Genomic DNA, 16,740 nt, shown 5'->3' on the forward strand with positions numbered 1-16,740 from the left:
TAACGGGCATGCCGGTACTCTACATCTCGCCCACGGGCAGCGGTTCGGGCAACGGGTCGAGCGCCGCCGACGCCGCCACGCTCGCCGACCTGCCAAAGCTGATCGCCGCCGCCGGCCCTGGTGGCGAGGTGCGGTTGATCGCGGACCAGGGCGCCTACACCGCGCCCGCCGATGCGCTCTCCATCGTCGCGGGCGGCCGCGAGGGGCTGCCCGTCACCATTCGCGGCGTCGACTCGGCGGGCAACCCGATGGACGCCACCATCACCGGCAGCCGCCCCGCCCCCTTCGACCCCGCCAACCCCAGTGGCGAGGAGGTGATGCGCCTGCTGGACGGCGCCGACCATCTCGTCTTCCGCGACCTCGCCTTCGACAATGTCGGTACCGCCTTTCGCGTCGGTGCCGACATCGCCGACCTGACCGTGCAGGGGATCGCCGCCACCAACGTCGCGCGCTTCTTCGACGACATCGCCTCGGGCGCGAACACCAGCGCGACGATCGATACGCTCACCATCCGCGACGTGGACATCGCCGGCTATTCCAAGGGCGCGATCCGCGTCCAGTATGACAGTTCCAACATCCTCATCCAGGATGTGCGCGCCGACAGCAGGTTTCAGGACGGCGACAATTTCGCGATCGGCCTTCATCTCGACGGCACCGCGCACGACGTGACGGTGGAGCGCGTCGCGATGCGCAACGCCCTCGACACGGTGAACGACTATCGCAACGGCGACGGCTTCGCCACCGAACGCGGCACCTACAACATTTCCCTTCGCGACATCATCGCCACCGGCAACTCCGACGGCGGCCTCGACCTCAAGACCGACAATATCGTCGTCGACGGCGCGATCGTCTCGGGCAACGGGCGCAACATCCGCCTGTGGGGCACCAACGCGCAACTGAGCGACATCGTCAGCCTCGACGCCGGCGCCCCCACCCCCGGCGGCAACCGCGAGCATGTCTGGCTCGGCGCGAACGCCAGCGCCTCCATCGACGGCGCGCTGATCGGCGATCCCGGCTCCCCCACCGTCTTCAACCTCGCCGAGCGGGGCGGCCGCCTCACCGTCATCGATGCCGGCCTCTCCACCGGCCCCGGCTCCACCCTGGTCAAGCGCGGCACCGGCGCCACCCTGACCCAAACCGACTCCCGCGCCCCGGCCGCTACCGGCACCCCCGCTGCCGACCTCGTCACCGGCACCGCCACCGCCGATACCCTGTCCACCGGCGACGGCGACGACATGGCACTGGGCGGGGCGGGCGACGACCGGATCGACGGCGGCGCGGGCGACGACATGCTGGTCGGCGATGCCGGCGACGACGTGATCGAGGGTGGCGCGGGCGAGGACATTCTGGTCGGCGGCGCCGGCCGCGACCGGCTGAGCTATGCTGGCAGCGCGGCCGGCGTGACCATCGACCTGTCGCACCTGTCGGCCCGTGGCGGCGACGCTTACGGCGACCTGTATGACGGGTTCGAGGATGTGGAGGGCTCCGCATTCGCCGATACCCTGACCGGCGACGCCGCCGCCAACCGCCTCCATGGCAATGCCGGCGACGACCGGCTGTCGGGCGGCGCAGGGGACGACATCCTGGCTGGCGGTGCCGGCGCCGACCTTCTCGACGGCGGTGCCGGCTACGACCTGGCGGAGTACCGCGACAGCGCGGCCGCCATCGCGATCGACCTCGCCGCCGGTACCGCCACCGGCGGCGATGCGGCCGGCGACACGCTTCTGGGGATCGAGGCGATCGCCGGCTCCGCCTTTGGCGATGCGCTGCTCGGCGGGGCCGGCGGCGACACGCTGGACGGCGCTGGTGGCGACGACCTGATCGACGGGCGCGGCGGCGACGACATGCTGGTCGGCGGGGCCGGCGCCGACACGCTGATCGGTGGCGACGGCCTCGACACCGCCGACTATTCGGACAGCTTGACCGGCGTTGCCGTCGACCTGTCCACCGGCACCGGCCTTGGCGGCGATGCCGAAGGCGACCGTTTCCTTGGCATCGAGCGGCTTGTCGGCTCCGCCTTCGCCGACACGCTCACTGGCGACGCGGGCGCCAACTGGTTCGTCGGCGGCACCGGCGCGGACAGGATCACCGGTGGCGACGGCATCGACACGGTGGATTACAGCAGCGATGCCGCCGTCGCCGTCGATCTCGCCACCGGCACCGGCGGCGATGGCGACACGCTCGCGGGCATCGAGAATGTGATCGGCACCACCGGCACCGATATGCTGGCCGGCGACGCGTTCGACAATGCGCTGTTCGGCGGCGGGGGCGACGATCGCCTTGCCGGGCGCGGTGGCGCCGACCGGCTCGATAGCGGTGCCGGCCGCGACACCGCCGACTATTCGGACAGCGCCACCGGCATGACCGTCGACCTGCGCACGGGCACCGCCTCCGATGGCGATACGCTGATCGGTATCGAGGACCTGATCGGCTCGGCGCACGACGACGCGTTCTACGGCGATGCCGGTGCCAACACGCTGACCGGCGGCGCCGGTGCCGATCTGCTCGATGGCGGCGACGGCTTCGACACCGCCGATTACGGCACCGCCGCCACCGCGGTGCAGATCGACCTCGCGCTCGACACGCAAGGCGGCGGCGATGCGCAGGGCGACCGGTTGGTCGGTATCGAGGCGGTCCGCGGCTCGGCCTTCGCCGACACGCTGGCGGGCGGCCTCGGCGCCGATGCGCTGCACGGTGGCGACGGCGACGACCTGATCGACGGGCGCGACGGCGACGACCTGCTGGATGGCGGCGCCGGCGCGGACACGCTGACCGGCGGCGCCGGCTTTGATACCGTCGACTATTCCCGCAACGCCGTCGCCATCGCCATCGATCTCGCCACCGGCACCAGCACTGGCGGCGAGGCGGCGGGCGACCGCTTCTCCGGCATCGAACGCTTTATCGGCACGCAGTTCGCCGACACGCTGACCGGCGATGCCAACGACCAGTGGTTCACCGGCGGCGCCGGCGCCGACCTGCTGAACGGCGGCGCCGGCTTCGACACCGCCGATTACAGCGCCAGCACGGCGGCGGTGCGCATCAATCTCGCCACCAACATCCATACGGGCGGCGACGCGGCCGGCGACAGCCTGACCGGAATGGAGGCGGTGATCGGCAGCGCCCTTGCCGATACGCTGGTCGGCGACGCAGGCGCCAACCGGCTGGAGGGCGGCGCCGGCAACGACACGCTGGATGGCGGGGCGGGTGCCGATGTCATGATCGGCGGCACCGGCAACGACGCCTATGTCGTCGATGCACCCGAAGACCAGGTGATCGAGACAGAGGGCGGCGGCACTGATATCGTCCGCACCACGCTCAACGCGCTGACGCTGGCCGACCATGTCGAGGATCTCAGCTACACCGCATGGGGCAGCTTCACCGGCATCGGCAACGCCCTCGACAATGCGATCTATGGCAGCACCGGCGACGATGCGCTGTACGGGCTGGACGGGGACGACAAGCTGGTCGGCGGCCTCGGCGCGGACCTGCTCGTCGGCGGCGGCGGCCGCGATCAGGCGGATTACACCAAGTCGTCCGCGATCACCGTCAACCTGCAGACCAACGTCAACACCGGCGGCGAGGCGGAGGGCGACCGGCTCTTTGGCATCGAAACCGTGGTCGGCTCCAACTATGCCGACACCATCACCGGCAACGACGATCCGCTGGTCGCCGACACGCTCTACGGCCGCGGCGGCAACGACACGCTGGTCGGCGGCGGCGGCGACGACCTGCTCGATGGCGGTGCGGGCAACGACATCATGACCGGCGGCGCCGGCAACGACCAATATGTCGTCTATGAGGCTGGCGATCAGGTGATCGAACTGGCCGGCGGCGGCACCGACCGGGTGCGCACGGCGGCGGCCACCTATCTGCTCCCCGACCATGTCGAGGAGCTGGTCTATACCGGCACCGTCGCGGCCACCCTGACCGGCAACGGAGAAAGCAACCTGATCGTCGGCCGCACCGGCGGCGATACGCTGTCCGGTGGCGCCGGCAACGACATCCTGCGCGGCGCGGCCGGTGCCGACCTGCTCGACGGCGGCACCGGCCTCGACACCGCCGACTATACCGGCTCGCTCGGTGCCGTCACGATCAACCTGCGCTATGCCACCGCCAGCGGCGGCGATGCGGAGGGGGACCGGCTGGTCAGCATCGAAAACGCCACCGGCGGCGCGCAGTCCGACGTGCTGAACGGCAGCGCCGCCGCCAACATCCTGTCGGGCGCGGCCGGCAACGACACGCTGTTCGGCGACGATGGCAATGATACGCTGTACGGCGGCGACGGCCAGGACCGGCTCGACGGCGGCAAGAACGAGGATGCGCTATACGGCGACGCCGGCGACGACTGGCTGGTGGGCGGCCAGCAGGCCGATCGTCTCTATGGGGGCGCGGGCAACGACCGGCTGATCGGCGATACCGACTGGATATCCTCACTGGCGGCCAAGGATGTGCTCGATGGTGGCGACGGCGACGACTGGCTGGTCGGCGACGGCACCGCCTTTACCGCCTCGGGCCGCGGCGCGGACGACCGGTTGACGGGAGGCGCGGGCAACGACGTGCTGATCGGCGATGGCGAGACCTTTGCCACCGGCGCGATCGGTGGCGGAGACACGCTTGACGGCGGTGCGGGCGACGACATCCTTTATGGCGACGCGGTCACCATGGCGGCGGGATCGCGCGGCGGCGCCGATACGCTGACCGGCGGCACCGGGGCCGACCGCTTCGTCTTCGCCGGCAGCTTCGGCCGCGACACGATCACCGACTTCACCCGCAGCGACGGTGACGTGATCGACCTCAGCGGCCACGGCCTTTCCTTCGACACGCTGCACTACACGGCGTCCTCCGCCGGCCTGACGATATCGCTGGGCGACACCGACACCATCTTCCTGCGCGGCGTCACCACCCTGCAACAGGGCGACCTCTTCTTCGGGTAAGCCTGTAAAGCCCCTCTCCCCGGAGGGGAGCATCAGGTAAACAGCGCCCCGCGCTGTTTAGTCCATGCCGGGGGCATGGACGACCTGATGCTGGAGGGGCCCGTCGCGTAGCGATGGGAGGGTGAGGAGCCGCCAAGCAGCGCAGCACTGCTGGTCTACCCCTCACCGTCCCCACGGCTTCGCCGCGGGTCCCCTCCCTCTCCCGGTCGGGAGAGGGCAGTCATCTACCCCCGAAACGCCCCCTCGCACCGCGCCAGCATCGCGGCCGGCGCCATTCGGTTGATATACCCCTCCGACCCTTGCGTGGACAAAAGCTTCGCCGGTATCCCCCCGACCACCCCGCGCTCTGGCACGTCCTTGGTCACCACCGCATTCGCGCCGACCGCGGCATCCGCGCCGATCGCCAGCCCGCCGATGATCTTGGCGCCCGACCCGATGAATGTCCGGTCACCCACCACCGGCGCGCCCGCGCCGCGCCCCCGGTTCATGAAGCCCAGCACCACGCCGTGCGTCACGTTGACGTTGCTGCCCACCTTCGCGTCGCCGTGAAAGTAGAAGCCGCCGAACCGGTTCAGGAACAGCCCCGGCCCGATCTCGGTATATTCGGGGATCGCAAAGCCATATTTGTAGCGCGCGCGCAGCAGCATCAGCTTGGCCAGCGGATACAGGCCCAGCGCCTTGGCCGGCTTCAGCCGCAGCCAGCCGGCGGTGCGCATCAGCACGGTATATTTGAACCCCGGCGTGAACAGGTAATGCTTCGCGAACGCGTTCGCCGACGTGCGCCCCGCATAGCGGTACAGGTCCGCGGCCAGCACTGCGCGCAGCTTGGCGAAGCTGACGATGCACCCGCGATCGTGCGGCTTGCCCGTCTCGTTGCTGTCCACCGCCCCGGCTGGCGTACCCAGCACGACATCGCGGTCCAGCGTGCCTATCGTCGCGTCCATCAGAAATACCTTTCTGCAAAACGGATGGTATCGCCCGGCAACACGGGGAAGTCGGCGGACAGCGGATAGATGGTCTCCCCGGCGTCACCAGCGCGCTTCAGGAACACGCGCTTCTCGTTCGCGCGGTAGGTGAAGCCGTCCGCCTTGGCGACCGCGCCGCGGATCGTCAGCCCCTGGGTGAAGGGATATTCGCCCGGCTTCTTCACCTCGCCCAGGATGTAGATCGGGCGATAGCTGGCGACCTGCACCGACACCTTGGGCTCCAGCAGGTATCCCGCCTTCAATCGCGCCTGGATCGCCTGCGACAGGGCCTCCGGCCCCAGCCCCGCGGCCTTCACGTCGCCGATCAATGGAAAGGCGATCGTGCCCGCCGGCGAAACCTCGTAATCCCCGGTCAGCGACGCCTCGCCATAGGTGGCGATCTTCACCTTGTCGCCCGGCGACAGGGTGAAGGCGGTTGCGGGCGGCGGCGCGGTGCCTGCCCCCGCCACCGGCCGCTGTCCCGAACAGGCCGGCAGCATCATCAGCGCCGCCGCCATCATCACCATCGCACGCGTCATCGCGACACTCCCGAACGCAAGATCATTTCTCCAGAAGGGGCGGGGACCGGCCGTCCGCGCGGCACCAGTGCCGCCTCGATCCGCGCCCAGTAGCGCGCCGTCGCCTGCGCCACGCCGTAATCCTGCGACCGCGTCCGCGCCGCCACGCCCGCCGCACGCCGCCGCGGCTCGGCGAACACCGCCTGCAACGCCGCACCAAAGGCCGCCGCATCGTCGGTCGGCACCAGCGCGCCGGCGGGCACGTCCATCGGCCCCGTCACCGCGCTCCGCGCACGGTTCGCCAGAATCTCGGACGGCCCGGACGCGCAGTTGGTCGCCACCACCGGCAACCCGCACGCCATCGCCTCGACCAGCCCGTTGGGGAACCCTTCCGCATTGGACGGCAACGCGAACATCTCTGCGCGCGCCAGGATCGCGAACGGATTGTCGACGAAACCGGGCATGTCCACCCGGTCGGCGATGTCCAGCCGCGCGGCCTGCGCCTCCAGGGCCGCGCGCTCCGGTCCTTCGCCCAGGATCACCAGCCGTGCCGGAATGGCGGCGCGGGCATAGGCGTCCAGCAGCATCGCGAAATTCTTGTTCGGCATCAGCCGCCCGACCGCGACCACATAGGGCCCGGCGGGGACGAAGCCCGCCGCCTCGCCTGCGCGCGCCAGGATCGTGTCGTGATCCACCGGGTTGGCGATCGCCGATACCCGGTCGCGCCTCACCCCGAAATTGGCGACCAGATCGTCCGCCACCCCGTCCGACACCGCGATCACATGCCGCGCCCGCGGATAGGACAGCCGCACCATCGCCCGCGCCGCCATCGCGCCCGCACCCCGCCCCAGATGGGCCGAGGTATTCACCCGCTCGCTGATCAGCCATGGCCGCCGCCGGCCCGCCATCGCAAAGGCGTTGGCGACGTTGGCGCGAGTCAGGAAGCTCAACGACACCGCCGGATCGATCCGCCCCACCGCCGCACGAAGCTGCGTCAGGCTCGCCTTCAATCCATGCCGCGCATCGAGCTGCGTCACCCGCACCCAGTCGGGCACGCCATACGCACGCGGATCGTCATCCAGCAGCGCCAGATGCAGGTCGTAGCGTTCCGCCCAGGCGGCCGACCCGGCAAGCAGCGTGGTCAGCACCCGCTCCGCCCCGCCCCCGGCCAGCGAGTTAATGACGAACAGGACCCGTTTCTTTTCCGGCATCGTGCCTCCTCGCAAGCGGGGCCCGGGGGCCACCGATCTTGCAAGCCTATCACGCGCCGATGCTGCGGTGCACCACGGCCAACCCGTTCCACCGCCGCAACGGGGCGGTTCACCTAATCGCCATCGATCCCAAGGGCTTGCAGCTCAACCGAAGAACAGGTCTCCGGCGGTCAGCGTGTGCACCCCCTGCAACAGCACGGTGTCGCTGCCCAGGGTCAGGCGCACGCCATCGGCGGTATCGGTCCAGTGCAACCGGTCGAAACCGGTGTGGAACGCCGCCAGGTCGATGCGGTCGCCATCGCCGTGCGCGAAGTCGGTCACCACGTCCTTGCCCGATCCCGGCGCAAAGACGAACCAGTCCGCCCCCGCGCCGCCGGTCAGCCGGTCGTCGCCGCCCCCGCCGATCAGGTGATCGTCACCGGCGCCGCCGTCCAGCCGGTCCGCGCCGCCCTTCGTGCCCGCCGTCCAGAACTGCGCGTCGCCGTACAGCCAGTCGTCGCCGTCGCCACCGCTCAGCACGTCCGCGCCGCCCGCCGCCTTGTCCTTCATCGTGACCGCATCGCCGAACAGCACGTCGTCCCCTGCGCCGCCCTCCACCTGATCATTACCGCCCTTGCCGCTGCCATACAGCGTCACGGCATCGCCCATCACCCGGTCGTCGCCCGCTCCGCCGTCCAGCGCGTCGTTCGCCCCCTTGCCGTTCACCCAGTCGACATCGCCGATCAGCACGTCGTCATCCGCCCCGCCGGCCAGCGTATCCCCCTGCCACCCGCCGGTCAGCACATCGTCGCCCCTCCCCCCGTTCAGTACGTCGACCCCATTGCCGCCCAGCAACGTGTCCCGTCCCTCGCCCCCTTCCAGCACATCATTGCCGTCCAGCCCGCTCAACCGGTCGTCGCCCGCTCCCCCGGTCAGCACATTGGCCAGCGCATTGCCCGTACCCGCAAACGCCCCCCCACCAATCCGCGCCATATCCTCCAGATTCGCGCCCAGTGTGTAGGCATTTAGCGTCACCTCCACCCGGTCGTGCCCGCCACCGGCCCCTTCGGTGATGCGGTCGCCGTCATGATCGATCCGGAACACATCACCGCCCAGCGTGCCGACCAGAGCGTCAGCAACCGGGGGCGGCGGCGCGACCACCGCGCCGTGCGCCGGCTCGAAGGTCGTCCGCCCCGCCGAGGCAGGTCCGGCATCGGCGACCACCGTCTCGGTCACGCTGTCCCAGCCGGACAGCCCCGCCTCGCTCGCCTTGGTCATCACCGTCGCCAGGTCCGAATGCGTGATCGCCACGTCCTTCAGCACCAGTTGCCCGGTGGACGAAATCACCTTGGTGCGCGATCCCGCATCCTCGAAACTGCCGCCGTTCACCGTCACCTTGGCCGCGCTGTCCAGCCACAGCTGGTTCTGCTCCGACGATCCCCCGCGCCACACCGGATTGCGCCCAACCGCATCGGTCAGCGTCGCCGATCCCCATAGCCGGTAGTTGCGCCCATTCTCCTCCGACAGGGTACGCAGCAGCGTGGTGTTCTCCGACTTCAGATCATAGCCGCCATCGCTGTTGCCGCGCGCCACCGTGTCGATGAACGCCACGTCGTACACGCCGCGCTCCGACGCAAAGCCGTCGCCGTTCAGATAGCCGCCGGTGGTGCTCAGCACATTCTCCACCGTCACGCCGCGCACCGTCACCCCGTGCACGGTGCCGTCCAGATGGATGCCGGCCGGCATGCCGTCCCCCGTCTGCCCGGCCATGTCGATGGTGACGCCCGCCACGTCCACGTCATGCGTGTCATATTGCAGGCGGATTGCGGTGCGCGAGAAGCCCGTCACATCGACGTCGCGAATGGTCAGCCCCGCGATCGTCGCGGTTGCGCTCGATCCGCTCGCCAGATTTTCGAAGAAGCGACCGACATTAGCCGCATCCACCCGCTGGATGGTCAGGTTCGCGATATCCGCGGTAACCCGGAACGCGGTGCCGGCATGGTCGATCTGCAGATCCTCGAACACCAGATGGCTGGCACCTGCGCCCAGCTTGAAGATCTCGGCCCCTTGCGCATCGCCTGCGGTCCAGCTCGTATCGCGCGTACCCACGATATGCGCTTCCATCGCCACGCCCTTGGAATCGATCCCGCGGATCGTTACCGGCGCACCATCGGCGCCCCCCTTCGAAATGCCGATGATGCCAGCGGGCTTATAGGCCCCCTGGTCCGCGATCATCAGCACCTGCCCGCCCGGGCCGGCCTTGCCGATCAGCGTGTTCATCGATCCGATCGATGCGGCATTGGCGATATCCTTGCCGCTCCTGTCGCCGGCCCCGGTCGGCGAGACGTAGAAATTAGCCATGACTTCAACAGACCCCGTGCGTGCATGAGACATGAAAGGCTCGTGCCGCCGCCGCTCGATGCTGCTGCTGTTCTGTTCTGGCGATCGGTCGCGCGGACAAGCCGGTCAGCCGCGGCCCCATGGCGCGCTCGTTGCCGATGCGCGATGACACTGCTGCCCACCCCCGAAGCCTGATCTAGATCATAGCCCTTTCGGGTGGGTATATACGCATGGATTTCAGCGCGTTAACCTATATGGATCGTGGAGGTCCCCGATGATGAACCGCCGCACGCTGCTCGCCGCCGTTCCGGCTCTTGCCGGCGCCGCATCGCTGACCGCCGAAGCCGACGCCGCGATGCTGGAGGAGCGCCCGCCCTTCGACATCACGCCGGACGGTGACGCATGGCGCATACGCAGTTGGGAATGGGCGGAAGATGCATGGCGCCCGATGATCGCAGAGGCGCGGATGCTCGCTGATCGCGTAAGGATCAAGGGACCGGTAGCCCCTGCCGACCGTGGCGCCATACACCTATGTATCGGACGCTACCGGCTCTGAAGATCACAAGTAAGGCCATCGGCATATCCTGACGCGGATGTCCGGGTAACCAGCCAGTATGCAAGACCGGCAGGAGAATGGGCGCCGGATCGTTGATCCGGCGCCCGAAAAGTAAGTTCAGGCTAATATGGCTGTAAGTTGTCTAGGCTGTTATCAGCTTTCACCACCGCCTTCACCACCACCTTCACCACCGCCGGCGCCACCGCCGGCGCCACCGCCGGCGCCCTTGTCACCAAGGTTGCTACTGACGTTGTTAAAGGTCTTGGTGAGATTGTTGCCCAGCGACGACATTGCAGCGATCGCGGCAACCGCGATCAGGGCAGCGATCAGGCCATATTCGATGGCCGTCGCGCCCTTGTTGTTCTTCAGAAAAGCACGAAGTGCTTGCATGGCTGGCTCCAGTTTCAAGATCATCAGCATTCAGCTTGGCCGGAAACTCCGGAAAGCGATGATTTGTCTATGCCTGGCCAGTTAATAGAAGCATAAAATGCTGATTACGGGCATCTATCATCAATACTTAGCATGAACACACAACTATTAAATACATGCTTTCTCTGCAAATTATTGTACAAAATTATTTTTTTGCGTTTTTAAGACCCAGCAATCTTGCCAGCCTTGGAAGGACCACATAGCATCTGGTCTCCCATGCTTCCGAAGCGGGAAACATCACAGGCTCCTGTCTCGACTCAAAGGTCGAGGCCGGAGTTTTCATTTATTGTCATCTTACATAATTACCGCAGGTTCTTGCCTGCGATTGTCACATATACGTATTATGTGATTGTGTTCAGGCGATATTACCTGCCACCCTTCTCACAATGGCGCGCCCATCGAATATCGACGCCCGCCGGCAATATCGAAGGGCATTCATCGTCCTGCTGTAATCTCACCAAGACGGACGGACGGACGCGTCGAGGATAGTCACGCGCAAGACCACACCGCGCCGATACTCAGGTCCGTGCGGGGCGCTCGTCCCATTCGGCCCGCGCCGCCTCGGGCGCCGCGTTCGGCTCGGCATCGGCGCTCAGCGCGGCCCGGTATACCGTCATCGTCTCCTGCGCCGCCTTGTCCCATGAAAAGCGGCGCCGGATCTGGCCATGGTCGATCGCCAACGGCCCGCAATCCTCGTTCAGCCGCTCGGTCAGCACATCCACGTCGCCGGTCGGGAAATAGTTGCGCGCCGACAGCCCGATATCCCGGCACGCCGGAATATCGCTCAGCAGCATCTTGGCCCCGCAACTCGCCGCCTCCAGCGCGGCGATCGGCAGGCCTTCGTGATAGGAGGGCATGACGAACAGGGTGCACCGCTCGTACAGGCATCGCAGCGTGGCGCGAGACTGGACGCCGGCGAACACCACCCGTTCGCCCGCGCGGGCCAGCAGCGACTTCGCATACTGATCCTGATGATCCGCTGCACCGACGATCACCAGCTTGGCCGTACAGGACGACCGCTCGAACGCCTCGATCAGGTCGTGCAGCCCCTTTTCGGGCACCAGCCGGCCCACCGCCAGCAGGAACGGCCCGTCGATGCCCAGCCGCTCAAGCACCAGCTTCGGGTCCGCATCGCGCGGCAGCTCGGGCGCGCCGTTGGGGATATAATGGATGTCGTCGGCCCGCGCCGGAAAGGTTTCGCGCAACTGCCGCGCCAGCGACGGCGACACCGCGATGATCCGGTGCGCAAAGGTCAGCGCCAGCCACTCGCCGAAGCGCAAGGCCGTTTTGGCGACGATGCCCCATTTGGCCCGGTGATAATCGGTGCCGTGATGGGTCACCACGACGCGCAGGCCCAGCAGGCGCGCCAGCGGCGCCATCAGCCCCGGCCCGATCGCGTGGATATGCATGAGGCTGGCACCCTGCCGCCACGCCATGACGACCGCGACCAGCGTCGCCAGTATCGCTTCCAGATGCTTCTGGCGCGGGCACGGCACGCCGACCATCTCCACGCCTTTGAACACGCTGCGCTTCTCGGGCAGATATCCGGCGCGCCCCAGCACGACGGAGGTGTGCGCCGGCCACAACGCCTTGATCCGCGGCAGCAATTCCTCACAATGGCTTTCCACCCCGCCCATCACGTTCGGGAAGCCACGCAGGCCCGTCACGCAGATCGTCGGTTCGGTCGCATCACCGCTATGCGCGCTTGCACGCTGCACCATGGTCAAACTCCTGCATCGGTTCCCGCCCCATCGCACCTGCCCCCAGATTGCATTGTTCGGGGATCAGGCGACGGCAGCCACCGGCGGCCTTTCCCAACGATCATAGGTGTTCAGATACCAGTCGGCGAAGCGGGCGATCCCTTGCGCCAGCGGCACCTTGGGACTGTATCCGGTCAGCGCCGCGATCGCCGAGATGTCGGCATAGGTCGCGGTCACGTCGCCCGGCTGCATCGGCCGCATCTGCTTGATCGCCGGCACGCCGAGCGCATTTTCCAGCGTGGCGATCATCTCCATCAGGCCGACCGGATTGCAGTCGCCGATGTTGAGCAGCCGGTTCTCACCGCGCGCCGCCGGCCGGTCCAGCACGCCCACCACCCCGTCGACGATGTCGTCGATATAGGTGAAGTCGCGTGCCATCTTCCCCTCGCCGAACACCTCGATCGGCTCGCCCGCCAATATCTTTCGGGTAAAGCCGAAATAGGCCATGTCCGGCCGGCCCCAGGGGCCATAGACGGTGAAGAAGCGCAACCCGCTCTGCGGAAAACCGTAAAGCTTGGCGTAGGACTGGCTCATCAGCTCGCACGACCGCTTGGTCGCGGCATAGAGCGAGACGGGCGCGGTGCACGGCTCATCCTCGCGGAAACCCTCGCCGCCGATCGGCCGGTCGCCGTAAACCGAGCTGGACGAGGCATAGACGAGATGCTCGAAATCCGGCGCATGGCGCGCCGCCTCCAGGATCGCCAGATGCCCCTTCAGGTTGCTCTGTTCATAGGCGAACGGGTTCTCCAGGCTGTACCGGACGCCCGCCTGTGCCGCCAGGTGGACGATGCGGCGGATGCCGTGCCGCGCCACCAGCGTGGACACTGTGTCCGGATCGGACACGTCGCCGCGCACCATTTCGAACCCCGCACGCCCCTCCAGCCGCGCGGCCCGCGCCTGTTTCAGCGCGACCTCGTAATAGCTGTTGAAATTGTCGAGGCCGATCACCGCCTCGCCGCGTGCGAGGAGGCGTTCGCAGACCGCGTGGCCGACAAAGCCTGCCGCGCCCGTGACGAGGATGGGGTTCGTCATGCCGCTGCCAGCGTCTCTTCGGCGTCGCGGGCCAGTTCGCTGTCGCTCGGCCGCCCGACGCTGGAATAGCGGATGCCGAGCGCCTCCATCTGCTTGGGCGGATAGACGTTGCGCAGGTCGACCAGCACCGGCTCGGCCATGACCTCCTTCAACCGCTTGAAGTCGAGCGCGCGGAACGCGTCCCATTCGGTCACCAGCACCACCGCCGACGCGCCTTCGGCCACGTCATAGGCGGAGCGGCCATATTCGACGCCGGTCAGCATCGTCGCTGCGGCCTCCATCCCCTCGGGATCGTAGGCGCGCACCGTGGCGCCGGCATCCTGCAGCGCCTGGATGATCGACAGCGACGGCGCATCGCGCATGTCGTCGGTGTTGGGCTTGAAGGTCAGGCCCAGCACGCCGATCGTCTTGCCACGCACGTCGCCGTCCAGCGCGTTCAGCACCTTGCGCGCCATGGCACGCTTGCGGCGGTCGTTGATCGCCACCGTCGCCTCGATCAGGCGCACCGGCGACTCATGGTCCTGCGCGGTCTTCATCAGGGCCAGTGTATCCTTGGGGAAGCACGATCCGCCATAGCCGGGGCCGGCATGGAGGAATTTGGACCCGATCCGGTTGTCCAGCCCGATGCCGCGGCTGATGTCCTGCACGTCCGCGCCGACCTTTTCACACAGGTCGGCGATCTCGTTGATGAAGGTGATCTTCATCGCCAGGAACGCGTTGGCGGCGTACTTGATCAGTTCGCTGGTCCGGCGGCGCGTGAACAGCACCGGTGCCTTGTTCAGATAAAGGGGGCGGTACACCTCCTCCATCGGTCCGCGCGCGCGCTCGTCCTCGATGCCGATGACGATGCGGTCGGGCCGCTTGAAGTCCTCGATCGCCGCACCTTCGCGCAGGAATTCGGGGTTGGAGGCGACGGCGAACTCGGCGACCGGGTTCACCTCGCGGATGATCCGCTCCACCTCGTCGCCGGTGCCGACCGGCACGGTCGACTTGGTGACGATCACGGTGAAGCCGTCCAGGGCGCCGGCGATCTCGCGCGCCGCGGCATAGACATAGGACAGGTCGGCATGGCCGTCACCGCGGCGGCTGGGCGTGCCGACACCGATGAACACCACGTCCGCCGCCGCCACCGGGGCGGCCAGTTCGGTGGTGAAGGACAGCCGGCCCGCCGCCACGTTCTTGGATACCAGATCCTCCAAGCCGGGCTCGTAGATGGGAATGCCACCGGCCTTCAGCTTCATGATCTTGGCCGCGTCCTTGTCGACGCACACCACGTCGTGGCCGAAATCGGCAAAGCACGCGCCGGACACCAGGCCCACATAACCCGATCCGATCATCACGATCCGCATATCGTCTGCTCCCTCGTTCGGAGATGGTATTCTCTGCTGCGCTTGCGAACAGTCGGCGTGCCGGGCCGTACCGTCAACGTAGTAGCTTCGAGCCGAGTGAATCCGGCGGCGAAACGAAGTTTTTACTCAATTACTCAAGATGTTGAGAACGCAACCACACTATTGACCGCTGGGTCAGCAACAACCCGGCGGAGTAATCCTTGCGGGAAGATGAACGTTGCGACGCAACATGGCAAGGATGTGCAACGGCTCGTCCCGATGTTGCCTCGTTCGGCCGTTAAGGTAAAAGAAGCGTGCACTCTCGTCGGCCTCCATCATGACCCTTGCACAACGTGCTGCATTTCTTGCCGAATTGCCCGTGTCGCTGGCCATGCGACAGGACCGGCTCGCCCGTGCCGCCGCCATCGTGGAGGGACAGGCGGAGGCCTTGTGCCATGCGCTGGTCGCCGATGGCCGCCACCCCGACGTCACCGCCGCGCTGCATGCCGATGTCGCGCCCGCCTTCGCCACGCTGCGGGATGCCGCACGCTCGGTCGGCGACTGGATGCGCCCCGCGCGTGCCGGCGGCTGGCTTGGCCGGATGACGCGCGGCGACGACTATATCGCCTATCAGCCTTTGGGGGTGGTCGGCCTCGCCGCCTCGCATACGCTGCCGCTCAGCCGCACCATGGGCCTGCTTGCCGGTGCGCTGGCGGCGGGCAACCGCGTCGTGATCCGGTTCGACCCGGCCACGCCGCATCTGGCGCAACGGGTCGCGGCCGCGGTCGCAACCGCCTTCGACCCGGCCGAACTGACCATCGCCGCCGGTGCCGACGCGTTTGCCGCGATGCGCTTCGACCGCCTGGTGGTCAGCAGCCCGGCGAGTCGGCACGGCCATGGCGCCGGGCATGACGGCGCCGACGCCGTCACCATCCACCGGTCGGGCAAGACGCCGGTGATCCTCGGCCGCTCCACCGATTTCGCCCGCGCGGCCGAGCGGATCGTCGCGGCCAAGCTGGTCCGGGCCGGCCGCGTGCCGCTCACCCCCGATTACCTGCTCGTGCCCGCGGAACAGGAGGAGATGGTCGGCAACTGGCTGTGCCGGGCCGCCGCCCACCTGTTCCCGCGCATCGGCGACCAGGCCGGCGACAGCCGGCTCACCCCTGCGGAAACCGCTCGCATCGACGCGCTGCTGGCGGATGCCCGCGCCCGTGGCGGCGACGTGCTGACCGTGTCCGCCCCCCGCGCGGGCCGCGCGCCGCTCCACATCGTCCGCCATGCCAGCGACGACATGGCGATCCTGCGCGAGGAGATTGCCGGCCCCGTCCTGCCGATGCGCAACTATGCCCCGATCGACGAGGCGATCGCCGAGACGCAAAGGCGCCAGCCGCTCGCCATCTGCTATTTCGGCCGCGACACCGCCGAGCGGCAACAGGTGCTCGCGCGCACCATATCGTCGGCGATCGCGATCAACGGCCCCGCCCTGCCCGGCCGCGTCGCTGCCGCCGTCGGCCTGACGCTGGCGGGCGAGCATGGCGAGGCGGCATTCCGCCGGATGAGCCAGACCCGCCGCGTCTGCCGCCCGCCGCTTCTGGATATCGCGCGCGCGCGCGAGGATATGGGATTCGGGGGCCAGCCCGCCCTGCCCTGATCCATCCACGGCTCGGCGCAAGCCACTGGCATCGCAC

The 16,740-nt window shown here is 68.0% G+C and carries 10 protein-coding genes and 1 pseudogene; 3 read left to right on the forward strand and 8 right to left on the reverse strand.

Translation table 11 applies throughout. From position 1 onward, the window contains the following. The first annotated feature begins 8 nt into the window (after nt 1-8). The gene (locus NPJ82_RS14675) at nt 9-4,934 is read left to right on the forward strand and encodes a calcium-binding protein (protein WP_342657802.1); all 4,926 of its coding nucleotides are present in this window, start codon (nt 9-11) and stop codon (nt 4,932-4,934) included. A gap of 224 nt (nt 4,935-5,158) precedes the next feature. Here NPJ82_RS14675 and NPJ82_RS14680 read toward each other — a convergent pair whose 3' ends face one another. The 4 genes from NPJ82_RS14680 to NPJ82_RS14695 form a co-directional block, all read right to left on the reverse strand. Beyond that, nucleotides 5,159-5,878, reverse strand: coding sequence for a hexapeptide transferase (locus NPJ82_RS14680; protein ID WP_342657803.1), 720 nt, complete (start codon nt 5,876-5,878; stop codon nt 5,159-5,161). Beyond that, complete coding sequence (locus tag NPJ82_RS14685) at nt 5,878-6,438, reverse strand: polysaccharide biosynthesis/export family protein (RefSeq protein WP_112381478.1); 561 nt, start codon at nt 6,436-6,438, stop codon at nt 5,878-5,880. The genes NPJ82_RS14680 and NPJ82_RS14685 overlap by 1 nt, the downstream gene beginning before the upstream one ends. Next, complete coding sequence (locus NPJ82_RS14690; protein WP_342657804.1) at nt 6,435-7,628, reverse strand: glycosyltransferase; 1,194 nt, start codon at nt 7,626-7,628, stop codon at nt 6,435-6,437. The genes NPJ82_RS14685 and NPJ82_RS14690 overlap by 4 nt, the downstream gene beginning before the upstream one ends. Before the next feature lie 144 nt (nt 7,629-7,772). Next, entirely contained in the window at nt 7,773-9,968 is a 2,196-nt protein-coding gene (locus tag NPJ82_RS14695) for a calcium-binding protein (RefSeq protein ID WP_342657805.1), read from the reverse strand. Nucleotides 9,969-10,221: 253 nt separating this feature from the next. On the opposite strand from NPJ82_RS14695, the gene NPJ82_RS14700 reads away from it, so the two are divergent. Further along, nucleotides 10,222-10,503 carry a hypothetical protein gene (locus NPJ82_RS14700; protein WP_342657806.1) on the forward strand — a complete coding sequence of 94 codons (282 nt, stop codon included), beginning with the start codon at nt 10,222-10,224 and terminating at the stop codon, nt 10,501-10,503. Nucleotides 10,504-10,737: 234 nt separating this feature from the next. On the opposite strand, the pseudogene NPJ82_RS14705 reads toward NPJ82_RS14700, so the two are convergent. From NPJ82_RS14705 to NPJ82_RS14720, 4 genes and pseudogenes are all read right to left on the reverse strand, one after another. Then, nucleotides 10,738-10,893, reverse strand: a pseudogene (locus NPJ82_RS14705) (Flp family type IVb pilin); the annotation flags it as partial. 557 nt (nt 10,894-11,450) lie between these two features. Continuing rightward, entirely contained in the window at nt 11,451-12,653 is a 1,203-nt protein-coding gene (locus NPJ82_RS14710; RefSeq protein WP_342657807.1) for a glycosyltransferase family 4 protein, read from the reverse strand. 63 nt (nt 12,654-12,716) lie between these two features. Continuing rightward, nucleotides 12,717-13,724 (reverse strand): SDR family NAD(P)-dependent oxidoreductase, encoded by a 1,008-nt coding sequence (locus NPJ82_RS14715; RefSeq protein ID WP_342657808.1) that lies wholly within the window; start codon nt 13,722-13,724, stop codon nt 12,717-12,719. After that, a complete protein-coding gene (locus NPJ82_RS14720) occupies nt 13,721-15,073 on the reverse strand; it encodes a UDP-glucose/GDP-mannose dehydrogenase family protein (protein ID WP_112381483.1) in 1,353 nt (450 codons plus the stop codon). Before NPJ82_RS14720 ends, NPJ82_RS14715 begins: the two co-directional genes overlap by 4 nt. Nucleotides 15,074-15,389: 316 nt before the next feature. On the opposite strand from NPJ82_RS14720, the gene NPJ82_RS14725 reads away from it, so the two are divergent. Continuing rightward, nucleotides 15,390-16,703 carry an aldehyde dehydrogenase family protein gene (locus tag NPJ82_RS14725; RefSeq protein ID WP_342657809.1) on the forward strand — a complete coding sequence of 438 codons (1,314 nt, stop codon included), beginning with the start codon at nt 15,390-15,392 and terminating at the stop codon, nt 16,701-16,703. The last annotated feature ends 37 nt before the right edge of the window (nt 16,704-16,740 follow it).

Origin of the sequence: Sphingomonas sp. NY01 (assembly GCF_038809135.1) — a bacterium.
In the GTDB taxonomy this organism is placed as follows: domain Bacteria; phylum Pseudomonadota; class Alphaproteobacteria; order Sphingomonadales; family Sphingomonadaceae; genus Sphingomonas; species Sphingomonas carotinifaciens.

What these genes read in the sequence shown, in the direction of transcription:
- NPJ82_RS14675 (WP_342657802.1), top strand. Translation starts at nt 9, where the DNA reads ATGCCGGTACTCTACATCTCGCCCACGGGCAGCGGTTCGGGCAACGGG.
- NPJ82_RS14680 (WP_342657803.1), bottom strand. Translation starts at nt 5,878, where the DNA reads ATGGACGCGACGATAGGCACGCTGGACCGCGATGTCGTGCTGGGTACG.
- NPJ82_RS14685 (WP_112381478.1), bottom strand. Translation starts at nt 6,438, where the DNA reads ATGACGCGTGCGATGGTGATGATGGCGGCGGCGCTGATGATGCTGCCG.
- NPJ82_RS14690 (WP_342657804.1), bottom strand. Translation starts at nt 7,628, where the DNA reads ATGCCGGAAAAGAAACGGGTCCTGTTCGTCATTAACTCGCTGGCCGGG.
- NPJ82_RS14695 (WP_342657805.1), bottom strand. Translation starts at nt 9,968, where the DNA reads ATGGCTAATTTCTACGTCTCGCCGACCGGGGCCGGCGACAGGAGCGGC.
- NPJ82_RS14700 (WP_342657806.1), top strand. Translation starts at nt 10,222, where the DNA reads ATGATGAACCGCCGCACGCTGCTCGCCGCCGTTCCGGCTCTTGCCGGC.
- NPJ82_RS14710 (WP_342657807.1), bottom strand. Translation starts at nt 12,653, where the DNA reads ATGGTGCAGCGTGCAAGCGCGCATAGCGGTGATGCGACCGAACCGACG.
- NPJ82_RS14715 (WP_342657808.1), bottom strand. Translation starts at nt 13,724, where the DNA reads ATGACGAACCCCATCCTCGTCACGGGCGCGGCAGGCTTTGTCGGCCAC.
- NPJ82_RS14720 (WP_112381483.1), bottom strand. Translation starts at nt 15,073, where the DNA reads ATGCGGATCGTGATGATCGGATCGGGTTATGTGGGCCTGGTGTCCGGC.
- NPJ82_RS14725 (WP_342657809.1), top strand. Translation starts at nt 15,390, where the DNA reads ATGACCCTTGCACAACGTGCTGCATTTCTTGCCGAATTGCCCGTGTCG.